The organism is Dyella marensis, from assembly GCF_049532885.1.
GTDB classification, from domain to species: Bacteria; Pseudomonadota; Gammaproteobacteria; order Xanthomonadales; family Rhodanobacteraceae; genus Dyella_D; species Dyella_D marensis.
In genome coordinates this window covers 847066-867447 of record NZ_CP064029.1, presented here as the reverse complement: position 1 = coordinate 867447, position 20382 = coordinate 847066, and the positions used below count along the sequence as shown (strand labels likewise).

Sequence of the window (20382 nt, the reverse complement as noted above, 5' to 3'; positions counted from 1 at the left end):
TCCCATCACGTCTCCACCGCATGCCCCGTCCGCTCCTGCTCGCCCTGCTGCTGTTGCCCTGCGCCAGCCTTGCCGCCACCGAATCCACCACGCTCGAGGTCAGCCTCACCATCCAGGAAAGCTGCCGGATCGACCGCCGCGGACAGGAACGCGAGCCGCCGGTGGTGAACTGCGCGCTGGATTCCCCGTACCGCGTGCAGGCAAACGATCCCAAGCGCGCGCCTTCGTCGACGCGCCGCCTCGCGCCGGCCCGCTGGGAAATAACCTTCTAGAACTCGATCGTCGCCGTCACCGTATCGCCGTAGCTCCCGGGCCTCGGCGTCGCCTGCGACGGCACGCGCCCGTACACCGTGACGCTTTGCGCCAGCCCCGTGCCGGTGCCGGTGGCGCGCGTGGTGCCGCCGGTGCCGTCGCCCCAGGCCAGGGTGCGCGCGCTGTCGGTATACAACTGGTAGTTGACGGAACCTCCCCCGCCCGTCCGCTGCATCACGCGCGCCGCCACGTTGCCGCTGCCGCCGCCGTTGATCGAGATGCGCCAGGCGTCGTTATTGGTGCAGGTCACGCTCAGGCTGCTGGTCGCATTGATGCCCGCGCCGATCAGGCCGGCGGTGCCGAAGCTGAGGTTGGTCGCGCTGATATTGCAGTTGTTGGTCACCGTCGCGCTGACGGTGAACGGAAAGCTTCCGGCCGAACTGAGCGAAGCGCAGCTCGGCGCCGTCAGCAGGTAGTAGCCGTAGGACAGCACCGTCTCCGCATTGAAGCTCTGGCTGTACACCGTGCTCGCATTGCCGGTGGTGGGCACCGTGGTCTGGCCGGCGGTGATCTGGCCGTAGTAGTTCACCGTTGCATTGCCCGCGGTGCCGATCAGCGGCTTGGCGATGGATACCGAGATCGGCGTATTGCCGCTGACGGTGGAGCCCCAGGTCTGCGTATTGCCCGCGTCCTGGAACAGGCCGTACTGCATGGTGCTGGCGCCGTTGGCCATGGCGCGCGTGGTCGCGGTGCTCAGATTGAGGCAAACCAGCGCATTGGGCTGCAGCGAGATCAGCGTCCAGTTGCAGGTGACATTGATGGTGCCGGTGCGCGCCACCGCGGCGCCGGCGATCGGGTTGACGTTGCCGAAGTCGAGATTGCTCGGCGTGGCGGTGCAGGTCTGCGCGCGCGAAGCACCGCACCACGCCAGAGCGCAGCCGAACAGCAGCAAGGCAAGCCAGCGCGTCATCGCGCGGACTCCGGCTGCTTCGGGCAGCTCAGCGGCCCGATGCGCGGCAGCGAGCCGTCCGCCGGGCGGCGGTAGTCGAAGGCCACGGCGCAATGCCAGCCATCGCCGTCGAGCTGCAGCCGGTTGCGCTCGCGCAGGCCGCTGACGAAGGTGATGCCGTCGTAACCCACCACGGTGTCCATGCCGCTTTCCGCATGATGCACGCGCGTGCCCGCCGGCAAGGGCTGGCCGGTCCCATCCACCAGCACGATCGACGCCGCCGCATAGCGCGACAGCGGGAAATGCGCGAGCACGCCCGAACGGGCCTGCGGCACCACGTCCTGGGCGACCGAATCCACCTGCGTATCGGCCGGCAGCGACAGGCTGTCGATGGCCAGGCGGTTCGCCTGGTAAGCGTTGAGATCCGGCACCAGCAGATGGCCGCCCTGGTCGGTGCGGCCGATCGGGCGGTTTTCGTGCAGCACCGGCACGCCGGGCACGCCGTCGGTGGAGACCAGGGCGAAGCCGTCGTAGATGCGGCGCGCCGGCTGCAGGCTGCCGTCCATCCAGACCAGGGCGCCGTAGGCATCGAGCGAGGCGGTGCGATGGCCATCGGTGTCCTGCACCAGCGCGGTGAGCTGGCCCGCGCTGCCCAGGTATTGCAGCTGCGCCTGGCGGAAGTTCAGCCCGCCGCTGCGCCCGTCCTGCACGCCCCAGCCCCAGCCGCCGCTGTAGTCGGCCGGACGCAGCGCCTGCAGGTTGCGATACGGCTGGCCGCCCTGGCTGCCGCCGAGCGCGCTGGCCGTGATGCGCCCGTCCAGCGAGAGATTGAGGCTGAGAAACGCGCCCTGGGACGAAGGCCGCGCGAAGTCGCGGTAGGCGCTCAGGTTGAGCGAAGCCCAGCGCGCCACCGACCAGATCCAGGTCAGTGCGCCGATGCGCGAAGGCGAGGCACCCGGCGAACGCAGGGCGATATAGCTGAGCGCCACGTTCTGGCCCGGCGCGAACGGCAGCGACACGGTGAACCGCGCCAGCCGCCGCGGCGCGGGCGCACCTTCGCGCGAGGCGAGGTCGGCGTAGTCCGGCGTGCGCTCGGTCAGTTCCGCATCGATCGCCACGTCGGGCCGGATCCACTGGTAGCCGAAGCTGGCCTGCCGTCCCGTCTCGCGGCCGCCGCTCAAGGACAGCGAACCGCTCAGCACGCCGGCCTGCCCGAGCCGCACCAGCGCGCCGCCGCCGGCATTGGCCAGGCCCGCGCTCGCTTCGCCATGCACTTCGACAGTGAACGCATCGCTCACGCCGTGCCGCCACGAACCGCTGGCGGAAGGATGCGAGGCGTAATCGAACGAAGCCAGCCCATAGCGCCGCCGCACGAAACCCGCCTCGACGCCGTAGCTGTCCAGCCCTTCGGCGAGCATGCGCGCATCGATATACAGCGGCAGCGCGGTGGTCACCGTGCGGCCCAGCGCATCGCGTGTCACCAGCGTGGCCTGGCCCGCGCCGCTGATGCCCGGCGCCTGGTTCAGCACGAACGGGCCGCTGGGCACGTCCACGCTGGCGCGCCGCACGTTGTTGACGTACAGGTCTACCGCCGACGGCACCGCCGCCGAGCCGCCCAGCGACGGCAGCGGAAAAGTGATCAGGTCCGGCCGCAGGCCGAAATCGCTGCGCCACTGCACGCCGGCGAAGCGCACGGGACGCGACCAGTTGAGCGCGGAGGTGATGCTGTCGCCGAGCTGCAGCACGCTGGTGGTGGCCGGGTCCGAGCGCGTCCACGCAGTGTCGTAGCGCAGGTAGCGGTGCTGGCCGCCGCCGTCGTAGTACGTGCCGGTGTTATCGAACACGCCGGAGGGCGCGAAGTAGCGCAGCTCCGACCACAGCGCCAGGCGCGCGTCGCTGCCGCTCTGCACGTAGGCGTCGTAGTTGATCAGCAGGCCGCGCCCGCTCTGCGCCGGCGGCGTGCGGCCGAGCTGGCGCGCGTCGGCCACGAAGGGCAGGCGCAGGCTGTCGGCGGCGGTCAGTTCCACCCGCTGGGTGGCGGCGTCGTAGTGGTAGGACAGGCCGGGCACGTCGTCCAGCGGCACCTCGCCGGTGCGGCCCAGGCGTGCGGGGTCCAGCCCCAGCGAGGAGAGTTCCGCCGCGTCGCAGGCCAGGCGCTCGCCGGTGGCGCGAAAGCGCAGGATCCGTCCGCTGGGCTGGCCGTTGAGGATCACGTCGAGGAAGACCTCCTGCGGTTGCGCCATGTCGAGCGCGGCGGGCAGCGGCAGATCGTCGGCCCGCGCCGGCAGCGCCAGGGCCAGTGCGCAGCAAAGGAGGCAGCGGCCCACGCCCGTCCGGCGTTCATCCGTTCGCGCCGTTCCATCGGGGCAGCGCGCCGGATGCATGCGTCATGGCCGCGCGGCGACGCTCAGCTCCGTCTCGATGGGCTGGGCGTTGAGGTTGGCGCGGAGCTTCAGCGGCCCGTGGGCCGCCAGCTTGTCGTCCAGCGCGATCGTCCATTGCCGCGTCCTCCCCGCCAGCACGTAGCCGAGCAAGCCCGGGTTGATTTCCTGCGCCGCGCCGTCGGCGCCCACCACCCGCACGGCGGCGAGCTGGGCGCGGCGTCCGCCCGTATTGCTTACGCGCAGCTGCCATTGCGCGCCTTGGCGGCGCAGCTCCCAGCTGAGCTTGGGCAGCGCGGGCGCGCCGGCGGGTTCGAGGAACACGGGCACGGAATAGCGCAGGCGGATGTTCACGCCGTTGCCGGGCGCGGCGTCCAGGTTGGGCACCTCGTCGACCAGCACGCGGTAGTAGCGCTCTTCCGCCACGGCGGAGCCGTCGCGGCGCACCAACCGCACCAACTGCTCGCCCTGCGGCTCGATGCGGATCAAGGGCGGGCTGGCGACCAGGTCATCGCTGGGTTCCAGGCGGTCGTCGTCCGGCGCCTGGTCCCAGCGGAACACGCGTACCTGGCCGTAGACCGGCTCCTTGCCCGGGTTGCGCAGGGTCAGGGCGGAGGCGTTCTGGCCGGGCGGCAGCTCCACCGTCACCGGCGAGATCTGCAGCGACGAGGCGTGCGCCGCCAGGGCGGCGCCGGCAGCCAGCGCGGCGGCGGTCAGGCGCCGCATGGCCTCAGAAATAGACCGTGGCGGTGACGGTGGTCTGGTAGGTGTCCGGCTTCGGCGTGGCCTGGGCGGGCACCTGGCCGTAGACATTGATCGACTGGGCCGAGCCGCTGCCGGTGCCGGCGACGGTATCCGTCCCCTGCGTATTGCCCCAGATCGTGCTGTGGCCGGCGTCCTGATAGAGCTGAAAGCCGACGGTGGTGCTGGTATTGCCGGCGGTGGTGCCGGCCATCAGCCGCGCGGCCACGGTGGAGCCGCTCACCCCGCCCGCATCCAGGCCCACGTTGTAGGGCGTGGTGTTGGTGCAGGTCACCTGCACCGTAGTCTGCTGGTTGATGGCCGAACCCAGCACGCCGTAGCTGCCGAAGGCCAGCGCGCTGGCGCCGATGGTGCAGTTGGCCTGCAGCGTGAGCGAGACGGTAAAGACCGCGGGGCTGGTGCCGTTGTTGTAGACGGCGGCGGGTGCCGCGGAGGCGGCCCCGGCAAGGATCAAGGCGGAACACAGCTGCTGCGAGCGCTTCATGACGACCCCCTGAGGTACGTGAGCGATGCGAGTGCTGTCCGGGCGGTGCCGCCGTCCCGGGCGTGCGCGGCGCTATGTGTAGACCCGAACCAAACGTTTAGTCAAATGCCGGGGATCGGGGAGCAGGGATCGGGGAACCCCGCCTTCCCCGTTCCCCGATCCCTGTTCCCCGTGCCCCAAAAGAAAAAGGCCGCGGAAACCGCGGCCTTTTTCGCCACCCATCAAGGATGACTTAAGCAAGGATGACTTACTTCTTCAGCAGCCCCGCCAGGGTCTTGCCCAGGTCGGCCGGGGACTTCACCGTGGTGACGCCCGCCTTCTCCAGCGCAGCGAACTTCGCCGCGGCCGTGCCCTTGCCGCCGGAGATGATCGCGCCGGCGTGGCCCATGCGCTTGCCGGCCGGAGCCGAGGCGCCGGCGATGAAGGACACCACCGGCTTGGTCACGTACTCGCCGATGAACTCGGCGGCGTCTTCCTCGGCGCTGCCGCCGATCTCGCCGACCATGATGATGCCTTCGGTCTGCGGGTCGTCCTGGAACAGCTTCAGGCAGTCGATGAAGTTCAGGCCGTTGATCGGGTCGCCGCCGATGCCGATGCAGGTGGACTGGCCCAGGCCTTCGTTGGTGGTCTGGAACACGGCTTCATAGGTGAGTGTGCCGGAGCGCGACACGATGCCGACCTTGCCCGGCTGGTGGATGTGGCCCGGCATGATGCCGATCTTGCACTCGCCCGGGGTGATGATGCCGGGGCAGTTCGGCCCGATCAGCACGGTTTCCGGATGCTGCGCCAGCACGTTCTTGACGCGCAGCATGTCCAGCACCGGGATGCCCTCGGTGATGGCCACGATCACCTTGATGCCGGCGTCGATCGCTTCGAGGATCGAGTCGGCCGCGAACGGCGGCGGCACGAAGATCACCGAGGCGTCGGCGCCGGTGTCGTCGACCGCTTCGGCCACGCTGTTGAAGACCGGCAGGCCGATGTGCTCGCTGCCGCCCTTGCCCGGGGTGACGCCGCCGACGACCTTGGTGCCGTAGTCCAGCGCCTGCTGCGCGTGGAAGGTGCCCTGCTGGCCGGTGAAGCCCTGCACGATCACCTTGGTGTTCTTGTTGACGAGAACGCTCATGCTCGATTGCTCCTCACTTCGCGGCGGCCACGGCTTTCTGCGCCGCGTCGTTGAGATCGTCGGCCGGCGTGATCGCCAGGCCGGAGTTGGCCAGCAGCTCGCGGCCCAGCTCCACGTTGGTGCCCTGCAGGCGCACCACCACGGGGATCTTCAGGCCCACTTCCTTCACGGCCGCGATGATGCCCTCGGCGATCATGTCGCAACGAACGATGCCGCCGAAGATGTTGACCAGTATGGCCTTCACCTTGTCGGAGGAGGTGATCAGCTTGAACGCCTCGGTCACGCGCTCCTTGGTGGCGCCGCCGCCGACGTCGAGGAAGTTGGCCGGCTCGCCGCCCGCCAGCTTGATCACGTCCATGGTGGCCATGGCCAGGCCCGCGCCGTTGACCATGCAGCCGATGGTGCCGTCCATGGTCACGTAGTTGAGGTTGTGCTGCACGGCAGCCGCCTCGGCCGCGTCTTCCTGGCTCAGGTCGCGCATGGCGGCCAGGTCGGCGTGGCGGAATTCGGCGTTGTCGTCGGAGTTGACCTTGCCGTCGAGCGCGGCGAGGTTGCCGTCCTCGAGGATGGCCAGCGGGTTCAGCTCGACCAGGGCCAGGTCCTTCTCGTTGAACAGCTTGTACAGGCCCAGCATGATCTTGGTCAGCTGGCCGACCTGCTTGGCGTTGAGGTCCATGGCGAAGCCGAGCTGGCGGCACTGGTACGGCTGCAGGCCTTCCACGAAGTCCACCACGATGGTGTGGATGTCTTCCGGGGTGTCCTTGGCCACCTGCTCGATGTCCACGCCGCCGTGCTTGGAGGCGATGAAGGACACGGACTTGGTGTCGCGGTCCACCAGGATCGACAGGTACAGCTCCTTGGCGATGTTGGTGGCGTCGGTGACCAGCACCAGGTTCACCGGCAGCGCGCGGCCGGCGGACTGGTAGGTCTCCATGTGGGTGCCCAGCATGCCCTTGGCCGCTGCGCGCACGTCATCGAGGCTCTTGCAGAACTTCACGCCGCCGGCCTTGCCGCGGCCGCCTGCGTGGATCTGAGCTTTGACCATCCACTGCGAACCACCAAGGTGCTTGGCGGCGTCGACAGCGGCATCGGGAGAGTTGGCGACCTTGCCCGGGGGCACGGCGATGCCGTACTTCGCGAACAGTTCTTTGGCCTGGTACTCGTGGAAATTCATTCGATACCTCGAGCGAACGGGGAAAAACATGGCGCCCGTGCGGGGAAGACCGGACGGGCTTGAGGGGGACGGACGGCGACGGCGTCGAATGCAGGCGCTACCGGGGGTTGCAGTGCGCCGCCATGTCTCGACATGGCGAAAACCGCGCAATACGGCCCGGTATTTTCGCGGAAGGCGGGCGGGATGGCAATGTAATGCCCCTTTTCCGCCGGGGGAGGGGGTGGGAGGGGGGCGGAATCCGCTTTTGCTCGGTCATCCCGGGGTAGGCCGGGATCCAGTAGCGACTAGGTGTGGTTGTCGCGATTTGGCCGCTTATGCAGCGGGCATTTCGGACGCCTGCCGGCGCCCGAGTCACTTTCTCTTTGCTGGCCCAAAGAGAAAGTAACCAAAGAGAGAATGGCCTAAGAGCAAAGGCTCGCGACGCGACTAGAAGGAGCGGTGGGCGGCTGCGGTAACTTGATTAACCTGGGTCTACACGAAACCACAGTGCGTTTGCGTAGCGGGTGCTTCAACGTGCCGTGGCCGAGAGGACGTTCAGCGACCGGGGCCAGCTTTTGCTTTTCGTTCCTGCCTACCTCACGCCATCACCCCTCTCCCCTCCGGGGAGAGGGCAGGGTGAGGGGTCGGGCGGAGCGCAAGCGTGACGTGCACCGCTACGCCGTTCCCGCGAACTCCCGGCGGGAGAAGGACTTGAACGTCAGAACTGAGGATTGACCTGAGTCGCACCTATACTGCGCACCGACCCGCCCGCCGAGAGTGCCAGGCCCCGTGCCCCATACCGCGCCGCCCGCCTTCGCCCCCTCCCGCGCCGCCACCGAGGCCGTGCGCCACGAGCTGTTCTTCCTCAACTACTTCCGGCTGGCGCAGGCCCTGGTCTATGCCGGCCTGGCCTTCAGCCCGCCCGCCCTGGGCTGGCCGCACCTGAACGACACGGACGCCGCCCGCGTGGTGGCGCTGTGCTTCCTGGGCTTCGCCATCGCGGTGGCCGCGCTGACCCGGCGCACCATGCCGTGGACCCGGCTGGTCACCTCGGCCTCGCTGGTGATCGATATCGTCGCCGCCGTGCTGGCCACCGGGGCCATGCAGGACGCGCGCATCGGCATCGCCATGATGCTGGCGGTGAACCTGGCCGCCGGCGCCCTGCTGCTGCCGCTGCGCCTGGCGCTGTTCTTCGCCGCGCTGGCCACCTTGGGCATGCTCGGCCATTCGCTGCTGAACCCGCAGGGCGACGCCGGCGTAGCCGACCGCCAGCTGCTGGAGGCCGGCCTGTTCGGCCTGGCCTATTTCGCCATCACCATGCTGTGCTACGTGCTGAGCCGCCAGCTGCGCGCCAGCGAGGCGCTGGCCGAGCAGCGCAGCATCGACCTGGCCAACCTGGCCCAGGTCAACGAGCTGATCATCCGCCGCATGAAGACCGGCGTGATGCTGGTGGACGACGCCAACCACATCCACCAGATCAACGAATCGGCCTGGATGCTGCTGGGCAACCCCAGCGCCGACCAGCGCGACCTCGGCCGCGTGGCGCCGGAGCTCTCGCGCCGCCTGTACCACTGGACCACCTCGGGCAAGCTCGATGAGACCGCCACCCAGCTCGCCGACGGCGTGCCGGAGGTGATCCCGCGCTTCAGCCGGCTGGCGCCGAACGACGACGCGCTGGTGCTGATCTTTCTGGACGACACCTCGCTGGTCTCGCGCCGCGCCGAGGAACTCACGCTCAGCTCGCTGGGCCGCCTCTCCGCCTCGATCGCGCACGAGATCCGCAACCCGCTGGCGGCGATCCGCTATTCGGCGCAGCTGCTGGCCGAGTCGCGCGACCTCGGCGGCACCGACCTGCGCATGGTGGAGATCATCAACAACCACTGCGTGCGCCTGAACGACATCATCGAGAACATCCTGCAGCTGTCGCGGCGCGAGCGCTCGCGCCCGGAAACGCTGGACCTGGGCCGCTGGGCCGAGAACTTCGTCGAGGAATACCGCCAGGGCAACGACCTGGGCAACGACACCTTGCGGGTGATCAGCAACGGCAGCGAGCCGGTGGCCGCGGTGGCCGATCCGCAGCAGCTGCAGCAAGTGGTGTGGAACCTGGTGCAGAACGCGCTGCGCTACGGGCGCATGCCGGGCGAGCCGGCACGGGTGATGGTGGTGGCGCGCCACGGCGAGCACGCGGTGCCGATCCTCGAAGTGATCGACCGCGGCCCCGGCATTGCGCCGAAGGTCGCCGCGCAGATTTTCGAGCCGTTCTACACCACGCACGAATACGGCACGGGGCTGGGGCTGTACCTGGCGCGCCAGATGGCCGAGGCGAACCAGTCCTCGCTGGAATACGTGCGCGTGGCCGGCGGCGGCAGCTGTTTCCGCCTGGTGCTGACCCCGCCCGCGCGGGTGCCGGGCAGCGATGCCATCGCGGCGGCGTAGGTTGGGGTGAGCCGCAGGCGAACCCCAACATCGCCACCTTCAAACGCATCGCATTGTTGGGGTTCGCTGCGCTCACCCCAACCTACGTCGACTACGTCGCGCGGACGATCAGGCTCACCGGCAGCACTTCGGATTGCGCGGCCTCGTCGTGGATCATCGCCAGCATCTTGCGCGCGAGCAGGCTGCCGCCTTCCTGCCAGTCCTGGCGCACGGAGCTCAACGGCGGCTGGAAGCTGGCCGCCAGCGGCATGTCATCGTAGCCCACCACGGAGACATCGCGCGGCACGCGGCGGCCCAGTTCCTGCAGCGCGCGCACCGCGCCCATCGCCAACAGGTCGCTGCAGGCGAACAGCGCATCGAACGTCACGTGGCGCGCGGCCAATGACTGCACCGCATCCATGCCGGAGGCGAGAGTGAATTCGTCGCGGCGGATCAGCAGCGGCTTCACGCCGTGCTCGGCCAGCGCATCGACGAAGCCGCTCAGGCGCTCGAAGATTTCCGGATGCCCGGGATTGCCGACGAAAACCGGATTGCGCCGCCCCAGCCCGATGAAATGCGCGGCCACCGCGCGGCCGCCCTGGCGGTTGTCGCTGCCCACCACCACGTGGTCGTCGTGGTCGCCCTGCGCGCCCCACACCACCATCGGCAGGCCGAGCTTGTCGAAACGGCGCACCGCGTCCTGCCGCACGCCCTGGCCGAGCAGGATCATGCCGTCGGCGGCCTGCACCGCCGCGGCGCTGGCGCCCTGGCGGGTGGTCAGCAGCACGCTGTAGCCGGCGGCGGTGAGCTCCTGCGAGATGCCGCCCAGCAGCATCAGCGGGTAGGGGTCGAACATGGTGCGGTCGTTGCTGGGCTTCATCTCCACGATCACCGCCACCGTGTGGCTGCGGCGCAGGCGCAGGTTGCGCGCGCTGACGTTGAGCTTGTAGCCCTGCTCGCGCGCCAGGTCCTGGATGCGCTCGCGGGTTTCGCGGTTGACCAGCGGACTGTCGCTGAGCGCGCGCGAGACGGTGATCTTGGAGACCCCGGCCAGCTTGGCCAGGTCGGCCATGGTGAGGTTGGCCGGCGTGCCCGCTCGTGGAGGTTTTCGTTTGCTTCGACTCACGACCGGACCTCGGCCACTTCCATCGCTGTGCTCCAGGGATTGCGCGTCCGCAGCAGCGCGCAGTGTGTCGATTTGCGCCCGGTGCGTCCAACGGATGGCCGAGACGCTGTCCCGCTCCCGCCTGTCCGCGATGCCGCCGGCGAGGCTGCGGCAGCCCGGCTCAAAGCCGCGTGATTCCGCGCCGCAGCAAATGATATCGATATCTTGATATCGATATCATTTGCTGCGAAGCTCCGCCCCCAACGGACCGGCAGCGCCCGCAGGCGCCCCGCCGAGAACAACCAAAAGATTGCTGGGGACTTCATGCTCGACCGTCTTGCCACCGCGCCCGCCGCGGCCGTCAACGTCGTGCCCACCTCCGTGGTGGGTGCCGCCGGCGTGCCGGATCCCTGGACGCTGATCCGCCGCGGCACCGACCCGGCCGGCTTCGCGCAGGACGAAAGCCTGTTCGCCCTGGCCAACGGCGCGCTGGGCGTGCGCGGCGGGCTGGAAGAAGGCGACAGCCCCAGCCAGGCCAGTTTTCTGTCGGCGGCGTGGGAACGTACGCCGATCGACTACCACGAGCGCTTCCCCGGCTTCGCCGCCAGTACCGACACGCGCATTCCGGTGGCGGACGCCACCCGCATCCAGCTGCGCCTGGGCGACGTGCCGGTGCGGCTGAGCGAGGGCGAATGGCTGGATTTCGAACGCCGCCTGGAACTGCGCGACGGCTGCTACCGCCGCTTCCTGCGCTGGCGCTCGCCGGCGGGCGAAACACTGGAGATCGAAGCCCAGCGCATCGTCAGCCTCGACGAACCCGGCCTGCTGGCGCTGCGCTACCGCGTGCGTTCGCTGGACTACAGCGGCCCGATCACCCTCGAATCCTCGATCAGCACCGCCCGCGACGCCGCCGAACAGGGCGACGACCCGCGCATCGGCACGCGCCTGGACGGCGGCCTGCACACCGTCGACGCCGCGGCCGAAGCCGACGTCGCCTGGGTCACCCAGCGCAGCACCCACAGCGGCATCCGCCTGGCCTGCGCGCAGACGCACCGCGCACAGGACGGCAGCCTGGACTGCCACCTCGCCAACCTCGCCCAGCACGGCGTGGTGCAGACCTATACCGGCGCGCTCGCGCCGGGCCAGGCGGTGACGCTGGAAAAATACGTCGCCTACGCCTGGACCGAACCGCACGGCGACGATGCGGACGAAGCCCTGCTCGCCCGCACGCGCAGCATCCTGGCCGCCGCCACCCACCTCGGCTACGCCAACCTGCTGGAACGCCAGCGCCAGGCGCTGGCCCCGCTGTGGGACGCCGCGGATCTGGCCATCGACGGCGACGCCGCCACCGAACAGGCGCTGCGCTTCAACCTGTTCCACCTGTTCCAGTCCAGCTGCCGCGACGGCCACGGCAGCGCGGCGGCCAAGGGGCTTACCGGCGAAGGCTACGAGGGCCACTACTTCTGGGATGCCGAGGCTTTCATCCTGCCGGTGCTCGCCACCGTCGCGCCGGAACTGGCGCGCGGCATGCTGCTGTACCGCCACCGCATCCTGGAGCGCTCGCGCCTGCATGCGCGCGAACTCAATCATCCGCGCGGCGCCTTGTACGCCTGGCGCACGATCAGCGGCGACGAGTGTTCGGCTTATTACCCCGGCGGCTCGGCGCAGTACCACATCAATGCGGCCATCGCCTGGGCGATCCGCCTGTACGTGGATGCCAGCGGCGACACCGATTTCCTGCGCGACCACGGCGCCGAGATCCTGTTCGAGACCGCGCGGGTGTGGCTGGACATCGGCCATTTCAACGCGCGCCGCGGCGGCGCGTTCTGCATCCACGAAGTGACCGGGCCGGACGAATACTCCGCCCTGGTCGACAACAACCACTACACCAACCGCATGGCGCAGCGGCATCTGCGCGACGCCGCCGACACCGCGCTGTGGATGGCCGGCGCCGCGCCGGTGGCCTACGCCGCGCTGTGCGCGCGTATCGGCCTGGGCGAGGACGAAGTGGCGCAATGGCGCCGCGCCGCCGACGCCATGTATCTGCAGGAAGACCCGCGCCTGGGCGTGTTCGCGCAGGACGACGGTTTTCTCGAGCGCCCGCGCCTGCCCGCGCACCTGGCCGCCAAGCCGGGCGAAGGCAAGCATCCGCTGCTGCTGCGCCTGCATCCGCTGACCATCTATCGCCACCAGGTGTGCAAGCAGGCCGACACCTTGCTGGCCCTGATGCTGGCCGGCGACGGCGTCGATCGCGCAGCCAAGCGGCGCAACTTCGACTACTACGAAGGCGTGACCGTGCACGACTCCACCTTGTCCGCCTCCACCTTCGGCGTGATCGCGGCGGAAGTGGGCCTGGCCGGCAAGGCCTGGCGCTATTTCCAGGACAGCCTGCGGGTGGACCTGGACGACTCGCACGGCAACGCCGCGCACGGCGTGCACATGGCCGCGATGGCCGGCAGCTGGCTGGGCCTGCAATGGGGCTTCGGCGGTTTCCGCGTGATCGACGGCCAGCCCGCGCTTTCGCCAAGCCTGCCCGCCGCCTGGCACGGCTACCGCTTCGGCCTGCGCTGGGGCGGCGCGCAGCTGCGTGTGGAAGTGGACGGCTCCGGCGTGCGCTACACGCTGCCGCGCGGCGATGCGCTCAGCTTCCGCCACGACGGCCGCGCATACACCTTGCATGCGGGCGAAACGCTGCAGTTGCCGCGCGCCGGCGCCACGCCGGGCCGCGGCGCGCAGCCGCCGCTCGCCGCCGTGATCTTCGACCTCGACGGCGTGATCGCCGACACCGCCGTGGTGCACGACGCCGCGTGGCGCCGCCTGGCCGAAGAAGCGGGCCTGCCGTTCGACGCTTCGATCGGCGAGCGCCTGAAGGGCGTCGACCGCATGGGCTCGCTGGAAATCCTGCTGGAACGCGCCGGCCGCACCTACAGCGACGAAGAAAAACACGCGCTCGGCGAACGCAAGAACGACTACTACCGCGAACAGATCCAGCGCTTCGGCCCGGACCAGCTGCTGCCCGGCGCGCGCGAGGCGATCGCCGCGGTGCGCGCCGCCGGCCTCAAGGTCGGCCTGGCCTCGGCCAGCCGCAACGCGCCGCTGCTGCTGGAGCGGCTGGGCGTGGCGCACCTGTTCGACTACATCGTGGACGCCGCGCGGATCCAGCGCTCCAAGCCGGACCCGGAGATCTTCCTGGCCGCGGCCGCGGGCCTGGGCGTGGCGCCCGCCGCCTGCCTGGGCGTGGAAGACGCCGCGGCGGGCGTCGCCAGCATCCACGCCGCCGGCATGGCCGCCGTCGGCATCGGCCAGCCAGCCGCGCTGGCCCAGGCGGACACCGTGCTGCCGGGACTGAGCGCGTTCCGCATCGAGGATTTCATCAGCAGTGAAGAAGCGTCGCACGCCGCCTGAAGGGGAAGCGGCCAGCGATTTCGCCACATAAAGCCCGACAACATGGGTGGGGAGGTTCGACCATGCATCGCCAAGGCATCACTCGACAGTTGCTCGCCGCGGCCATCGCCGCGGCGCTAATGCTCGGCACCGCGCACGCGCAGGACACGGCGCCGAACAGCGCATCGTCCAACGCACAGCAGCAGCCCCCGGCGCCGCCCGCGCCGCCGGCTCCGGCGCCGCCGCAGGGCAAGAAGGACACCAAGACGCTGGAACAGGTGGTGGTCACCGGTACGCCGACCATCGGCGGCATCCGCAAGATCGACGCCGCGTACTCGATCACCGCGGCCGACGCCGAGGCGATCAAGCAGGCCAATCCGAAGAGCACCGCGGACCTTCTGAAGATCTCGCCCGGCCTGTGGCCGGAATCCACCGGCGGCCAGACCGGCGCGAACATCGAGATCGCCGGCTTCCCGGGCGGCGGCGATGCGCCCTACTTCACCACGCAGATCATGGGCTCGCCGCTGTACGGCATGCCCACGCTGTCGTTCATGGAAACCACCTCGATGTTCCGCCTCGACGACACCGTCGAGCGCGTGGAAATCCTGCAGGGCGGCCCGTCCGTGGTGTTCGGCGACGGCCAGATCGGCGCCACCGCCAACTTCATGCTGAAGCAGGGCACGGCCAAGCCCTCGGGCAGCATCGGCCTCACCTACGGCAACGAAGGCCTGTGGCGCGCCGACGGCTTCCTCGGCTTCAAGGTGGCCGACGACTGGTTCGGCAGCGTGGGCGGCTTCTGGCGCAAGTCCGATGGCGTGCGCGATCCGCAGTTCGCCGCGGACAAGGGCGGCCAGTTCACCGCCACTCTCTCGCACACCATGGAGAAAGGCTCGCTGGTGCTGTGGACGCGCGTGCTCAACGACCGCAACCAGTTCATCACGCCGATCCCGCTGCTGCAGCACGGCAGCGACAATTTCTCGGCCTATCCGGGCTTCGATCCGTTGACCGACACCTACAACAGCAAGTACATCCAGCACGTCAATCTGCCGGGGTATCCGGGCGGCGGCACCAGCGCCAACCTGGCCAATGGCCGCGGCGCGAAGATGCGCTTCTTCGGCGGCAACTTCGACTACGACCTGGACGGCGGCTGGAGCATCTCCGACAAGTTCCTGATCGACCAGGGCGACATGGACACCAATGCCCTGTTCTCCGGCTCCAATCCGGACACGCTCAACGGCACGCTGTACACCACCTCCAAGGATCTCGGCGGCCTGCAGATCGCGCCGGGCGCCACCGCCACCTATATCAACGGCGGCGGCGTGGTGGATCCGAACCAGAGCGTGATCCACCAGGGCTGGTGGTACATCCACAAGCGCCTGAAGAACATGAACAACGATTTCCGCCTGAGCAAGGAACTGTTCGAAGGCAATACGCTCACCGCCGGCCTGTACCTGGCGCACTACACCATGAACGACAAGTGGGCGCTGGGCAACCAGATGCTGATGACCAACACGCCGAACGCGCGCCCGATCAAGGTCGTCGCCGCCAACGGCGACCAGGTCACCGACTACCAGGGCTTCCTCGACTACGGCGCGTACAACATCGCCGAGAACGGCACTTCCACCAACAAGGCGTTCTATCTGTCCGACGTGTGGAAGCTCGACCGCTGGATCTTCGACGTGTCCGCGCGCCTGGAGAACCAGGACTCCACCGTGCACGTGTGCAACCTGCACAACGTGAACCTGGACGGCAACAATGCCACGCTGTACGACAACGCGGTGCCGGTGTGCGACGGCACCTTCGCCACCACCAAGTACGACAAGACGCATACCTCGTGGACGGTCGGCGCCAACTACGAGCTGGCCGACAACATGAGCGTGTACGGCCGCGTCAACAAGGGCGTGCATTTCGGCGACTTCGACAACGCGCTGCGCGGCAACACCACCGGCAACACGCCGCCGCTGCAGAAGGTGCAGAACTTCGAAGCCGGCTTCAAATACCAGTCCAAGCTGCTGTACGCCGACATCAGCGTGTACCACCGCCAGTTCAACGGCCTGCCCTACCAGCCGACCAATGCGGCCGGTGCGCCGGTGGGCGCGCAGCTGCTGTACGGTTCGGATTCGAAGGGCATCAACCTCAGCGGCGCGGTGATGCCCATCGACAACCTGAAGCTGGCGGTGGTGGCCAATTATCTGGACGGCCACTACTCGCACTATTCGGCCTGCATTCCCTACGTCAACCAGGTAGCGGGCAACGGCTGCGCCTTCATCAACGGCAAGCAGCTGCAGCGCCAGCCGAAGGTCCGCTACATGTTCACGCCGAGCTACCGCTTCCTGTTCCCGTGGGGCGACATCACCGCCTTCGTGACCTACACCCACGTCGGCGACCACACCCAGGACCTGTCCGGCCTGCAGCAGCTGGGCTCGTACGACACGCTCGATTTCGGCGTGGTGGCCAATGTGCAGGACCACTGGGAACTGCGCCTGCAGGGCACCAACATCACCAACGAACTGGGCCTGACCGAGAGCAACTCGCGTATCTTCGGCTCGGCGGCCGGCGCGGGCGGCGTGATCCTGGCGCGTCCGCTGGAAGGGCGCGAGGTGAATTTCCAGGTCAAGTACAACTTCTGATGCTTTCGTTTTTCCCTGAAGGCGGTCCGGGCGCGCGACAACCCGGACCGCCCTTTTTTGCCGTATGACCCGACCCGCAAGCGAGTGGCCATGAACCGATTCCGCATGATCGCTGCGCTCGCGCTGATCTACATGATCTTCGCGATCCTGCTCAACAGCGTCGGCACGGTGATCCTGCAGACGATCCACACGTTCGGCATCGACAAGCCCCAGGCCAGCCTGCTGGAGCTGTTCAAGGACCTGCCGATCGCGGTCACTTCCTTTCTGGTCGCCTCCTTCCTGCCCATGCTGGGCTATCGCCGGGCGATGATGATCGCGCTGGCCATCGTCGGCTGCGCCTGCGCGCTGATGCCGCTGTATCCCTCTTTCCACACCACCGAGCTGCTGTTCACCTGCGTGGGCGTCGCCTTCGCGCTGACCAAGGTCTCGGTGTATTCCTCGATCGGCCTGCTCACCCGCGGCCGCGCCGAGCATGGCCGCCTGACCAATACCATCGAAGGCCTGTTCATGCTGGGCGTGCTGCTCAGCGGCTGGATCTTCAGCGCCTTCATCGACCATGCGGATCCGGCCAACCCGGTGTGGTTCCGCGTGTACTGGCTGCTGGCGGTGCTGTGCGTGCTGGTGTTCGTGCTGCTGGCCGGCACCCGGCTGGACGAATCGGCCGCGCATGGCGGCGGCGTGCAATCGCTGGGCGGTTCGGCCGCGGCGATGTTCAAGCTGATGCTGCGGCCGCTGGTGAACGTGTTCCTGATCTCGGCCTTCCTGTACGTGCTGATCGAGCAGAGTTTCGGCACCTGGCTGCCCACCTTCAACAACGAGATCCTGCACCTGCCCAATGCCATGAGCATCCAGCTCGCCAGCATCCTGGCCGGCTGCACCGCGCTGGGCCGCATCGCCGCCGGCCAGGTGCTGCGGCGCATGCCGTGGCACACGCTGCTGAATCTGTGCGTGATCGGCATGGGCGTGCTGGTGCTGCTGGTGCTGCCGCTGGCGCAGCACACCGTGGCGCGGCCGGATATCGGCTGGCTCAATGCGCCGCCGGCGGCCTATCTGCTGCCGCTGATCGGGCTGCTGATGGCGCCGATCTATCCGGTGATCAATTCGGTGGCGCTGAGCTCGCTGCCCAAGCCGCTGCATGCGGCGATGACCGGCCTGATCGTGATCTTCTCCGCGCTGGGCGGCACCCTGGGTTCGCGCATCACCGCGGTGGTGTTCGCCAGCTTCGGCGGCATCCACGCCTTTTATTTCTCGCTGGTGCCGATGAGCCTGGTGCTGGTGGCGCTGTTCTTCTTCAAGCGCGAGGCCGACCGCGCGGGCGCGCTGCCCGCGCCGTCCGACCTCGCCCCGGAATAAGCCCTGCAAGGATTCGATGATGGGAGTAGCCATGCCAATACGCTGTCGCCGCCTGGGCCTTGCCGCCCTGCTCATGCTCGCCGCCGCCGGCCCCGCCCTGGCGCAGGACGCGAACAGCGACCCGAGCTTCGTGCTCACCGGCACCTCGGCCGACTTCGACAGCTACTTTCCCGGCTACCTCGCCAACGGCTATTTCTCCAGCATGACCACCGCCCGCGGCACCGAGCCCGCGATGGGCTATATGGTCGCCTTCATGGACTACGCCCGGGACGATATCGCGCGCCCCGCCGCGATACCGGGCTGGAGCGAGATCGACTACAACCCCGGCGGCGGCTGGCTCAATTCCACCCGCCTGGGCAAGGAAATCTTCACCGGCTACGCACAGACGCTGGACATGCGCGACGCCACGCTCGCCACCAGCTACCGCTTCGTCTATGCGAACAAGTCCACCGACGTGAAGGTCACGACGTTCGTCAGCCAGGATGCCAGCCACCTCGCCGCGACGCGGCTGACGATCACGCCGCAGTTCGACGGCAGCGTGCAGCTGACTTTTCCCATCCGCCTATGGTCCGAGCACCAGCCGCGCTTTCCCATCGGCAAGCTCACCGGCGACCAGATGATCGAGTCGGTGATCGCCAGCGGCCAGAACCTCAACAACAAGCCGGTGCCCACGCCGGACCGCGCCGCCGTGTGGTACCACGGCGTGACGCGCATCGGCGCCAGCGACGGCGACAGCAAGGACCTCACGCTGTGGCTGGACGGCCGCGCCGAGCAGGGCCTGGATATGGCCGAAGCGATTGCCGTCAGCCTGCCCGCCGGTTTGAACGTGGAAGACGTGAAGCTGGAGAAGACGCCGTTCCGCCTCTCGCTCAACGTCACCGCGCGCGTGCAGAAGGGACGCACCTACGCCTTCACCAAGTATGCCGCCTTGTCGCGCCAGGGCTGGGGCGGCGATGCGAAGGCCACGCTGGCGCTGGCCAAGCAGGCGCGCGCCACCGGCTTCGACCAGCTGCTGGCCGCGCACAAGGCCGCATGGCATGAGCTGTGGAAGTCGGACATCGTGGTCGACGGCGATCCGGCCGTGCAGAAGGCCGTGCATTCCGACCTCTATTACCTCTTGGCCAATTCCACCGTCGGCACCGCCTGGCCGATGGGCGCCTGCGCGCTGACCCCGGGCTATGCCGGCCATGCGTTCTGGGACAGCGATTCCTGGGTGTTCCCGGCGCTGCTGCTGCTGCACCCGGAGCGCGCCAAGCCGATCGTGATGTTCCGCCACCGCACCATGCAGCCGGCGCGCGAACGCGCCAAGCAATACGGTGCGGGCGGCACCATGTATCCGTGGGAAGCGGATCCGGAAACCGGCAAGGACTACACGCCGCATTTCGCCTACGACGTGTACCGCGAGATCCACGTCAACGCCGACGTGGCGATCGCCCAGTGGCAGTACTACCAGGCCACCGGCGACGAGGCCTGGCTGAAGCAGTACGGCTGGCCGGTGATCCGCGAGGTGGCCGAGTTCTGGGTCAGCCGCGTCACCTACGACAAGGCGCACGACCGCTACGAGATCCACCACGTCACCTCGCCCGACGAGGCTTATAACGACGTGCCGAACGACTCCTTCACCAATGCCGCCGCGGCCAAGGCACTGCGCATCGCGCAGGAAGCGGCCAGGAAGGTGGGCGAGACGGCGGACCCGAAATGGGCCGAGATCGTCGCCAAGATGTATATCCCGTTCGACCAGCAGAACCAGCGCCATCTCGATTTCGACGCTTCGGTGCCGCACGACAAGATCACCTGGATGGGTTCCTCGCTGATCTGGCTGATGTATCCCAACCTCGACCTGCCGATGACGCCGCAGATCCGCCGCAACAACTTCGACTTCCAGCTGCACGAGCTGAAGGTGCATGGCGACGATCCGAACGAGATGATGATGGTGATGCTTGCGGTGGGCGCGGCCGAGCTGGGCGATGGCAAGACGGCGGGCGAGTGGATCCATCGCAACCTGGCCGGGTTTCTCAAACCCCCGTTCAATGTACGCACGGAGACCGTGGCGAATAACGCGGGTTACATCCTGTCCACCTCGGCGGGCTTCGTGCAGAGCTTCGTGTATGGCCTGAGCGGATTGCGCATCGACGACAACGGGCTGAGCGAGGCCTACGCGCCGGTGCTGCCGCCGGCGTGGAAGTCGGTGAAGCTGCAGGGGGTGCATTACCGCGGGAAGGTGTTCGACATCGGCATCGAGCATGGTGCGGATGGGAAGGCGAAGCTGACGCGTGTCGCGCGGCCCGATTGATCGCGGCCTGAAGCCCCTCTCCCCTTGGGAGAGGGGTTGGGGTGAGGGTACGGGCGGAGCGCAAGTGTGATGTGCACCGCTCCGCCCGGACCCTCATC

At 68.4% G+C, this 20382-nt stretch carries 13 protein-coding genes; 6 read left to right on the top strand and 7 right to left on the bottom strand.

The genetic code is table 11. From position 1 onward, the window contains the following. Positions 1 to 20 precede the first annotated feature (20 nt). Positions 21 to 272 (top strand): hypothetical protein, encoded by a 252-nt coding sequence (locus ISN75_RS03710; protein WP_343819378.1) that lies wholly within the window; start codon positions 21 to 23, stop codon positions 270 to 272. Here ISN75_RS03710 and ISN75_RS03705 read toward each other — a convergent pair. The 6 genes from ISN75_RS03705 to sucC all read right to left on the bottom strand — a co-directional run bounded on the left by ISN75_RS03705 (position 269) and on the right by sucC (position 7125). After that, the gene (locus ISN75_RS03705; RefSeq protein ID WP_167252414.1) at positions 269 to 1222 is read right to left on the bottom strand and encodes a Csu type fimbrial protein; all 954 of its coding nucleotides are present in this window, start codon (positions 1220 to 1222) and stop codon (positions 269 to 271) included. The two genes, ISN75_RS03710 and ISN75_RS03705, sit on opposite strands and share 4 nt — an antisense overlap. Further along, positions 1219 to 3528 carry a fimbria/pilus outer membrane usher protein gene (locus tag ISN75_RS03700; RefSeq protein WP_343819379.1) on the bottom strand — a complete coding sequence of 770 codons (2310 nt, stop codon included), beginning with the start codon at positions 3526 to 3528 and terminating at the stop codon, positions 1219 to 1221. The genes ISN75_RS03705 and ISN75_RS03700 overlap by 4 nt, the downstream gene beginning before the upstream one ends. A 60-nt stretch (positions 3529 to 3588) precedes the next feature. Next, on the bottom strand, positions 3589 to 4308 hold the full coding sequence (locus tag ISN75_RS03695) for a molecular chaperone (RefSeq protein WP_343819380.1): 720 nt from the start codon (positions 4306 to 4308) through the stop codon (positions 3589 to 3591). A 4-nt stretch (positions 4309 to 4312) separates the two neighbouring features. Then, positions 4313 to 4828 (bottom strand): Csu type fimbrial protein, encoded by a 516-nt coding sequence (locus ISN75_RS03690; RefSeq protein WP_168648098.1) that lies wholly within the window; start codon positions 4826 to 4828, stop codon positions 4313 to 4315. Positions 4829 to 5075: 247 nt separating this feature from the next. Next, positions 5076 to 5951, bottom strand: a complete 876-nt coding sequence (gene sucD / locus ISN75_RS03685; protein ID WP_167252418.1) for a succinate--CoA ligase subunit alpha — start codon at positions 5949 to 5951, stop codon at positions 5076 to 5078. A 13-nt stretch (positions 5952 to 5964) separates the two neighbouring features. Next, positions 5965 to 7125, bottom strand: a complete 1161-nt coding sequence (gene sucC / locus ISN75_RS03680) for an ADP-forming succinate--CoA ligase subunit beta (protein ID WP_167252419.1) — start codon at positions 7123 to 7125, stop codon at positions 5965 to 5967. Between the two features lie 768 nt (positions 7126 to 7893). On the opposite strand from sucC, the gene ISN75_RS03675 reads away from it, so the two are divergent. Then, complete coding sequence (locus ISN75_RS03675; RefSeq protein WP_167252420.1) at positions 7894 to 9540, top strand: ATP-binding protein; 1647 nt, start codon at positions 7894 to 7896, stop codon at positions 9538 to 9540. Positions 9541 to 9631: 91 nt separating this feature from the next. On the opposite strand, the gene ISN75_RS03670 is transcribed toward ISN75_RS03675, so the two are convergent. Further along, complete coding sequence (locus ISN75_RS03670; protein ID WP_167252741.1) at positions 9632 to 10591, bottom strand: LacI family DNA-binding transcriptional regulator; 960 nt, start codon at positions 10589 to 10591, stop codon at positions 9632 to 9634. 357 nt (positions 10592 to 10948) lie between these two features. Here ISN75_RS03670 and pgmB point away from each other — a divergent pair, with 357 nt between their 5' ends. The 4 genes from pgmB (at position 10949) to ISN75_RS03650 (ending at position 20284) form a co-directional block, all read left to right on the top strand. Continuing rightward, positions 10949 to 14029 (top strand): beta-phosphoglucomutase, encoded by a 3081-nt coding sequence (gene pgmB / locus ISN75_RS03665; protein ID WP_343819381.1) that lies wholly within the window; start codon positions 10949 to 10951, stop codon positions 14027 to 14029. 62 nt (positions 14030 to 14091) lie between these two features. Next, positions 14092 to 16638 (top strand): TonB-dependent receptor, encoded by a 2547-nt coding sequence (locus ISN75_RS03660; protein ID WP_343819382.1) that lies wholly within the window; start codon positions 14092 to 14094, stop codon positions 16636 to 16638. A gap of 90 nt (positions 16639 to 16728) precedes the next feature. Next, positions 16729 to 17991 (top strand): MFS transporter, encoded by a 1263-nt coding sequence (locus ISN75_RS03655; protein WP_243867810.1) that lies wholly within the window; start codon positions 16729 to 16731, stop codon positions 17989 to 17991. Positions 17992 to 18022: 31 nt separating this feature from the next. Then, on the top strand, positions 18023 to 20284 hold the full coding sequence (locus ISN75_RS03650; protein WP_343819383.1) for a glycosyl hydrolase family 95 catalytic domain-containing protein: 2262 nt from the start codon (positions 18023 to 18025) through the stop codon (positions 20282 to 20284). The last annotated feature ends 98 nt before the right edge of the window (positions 20285 to 20382 follow it).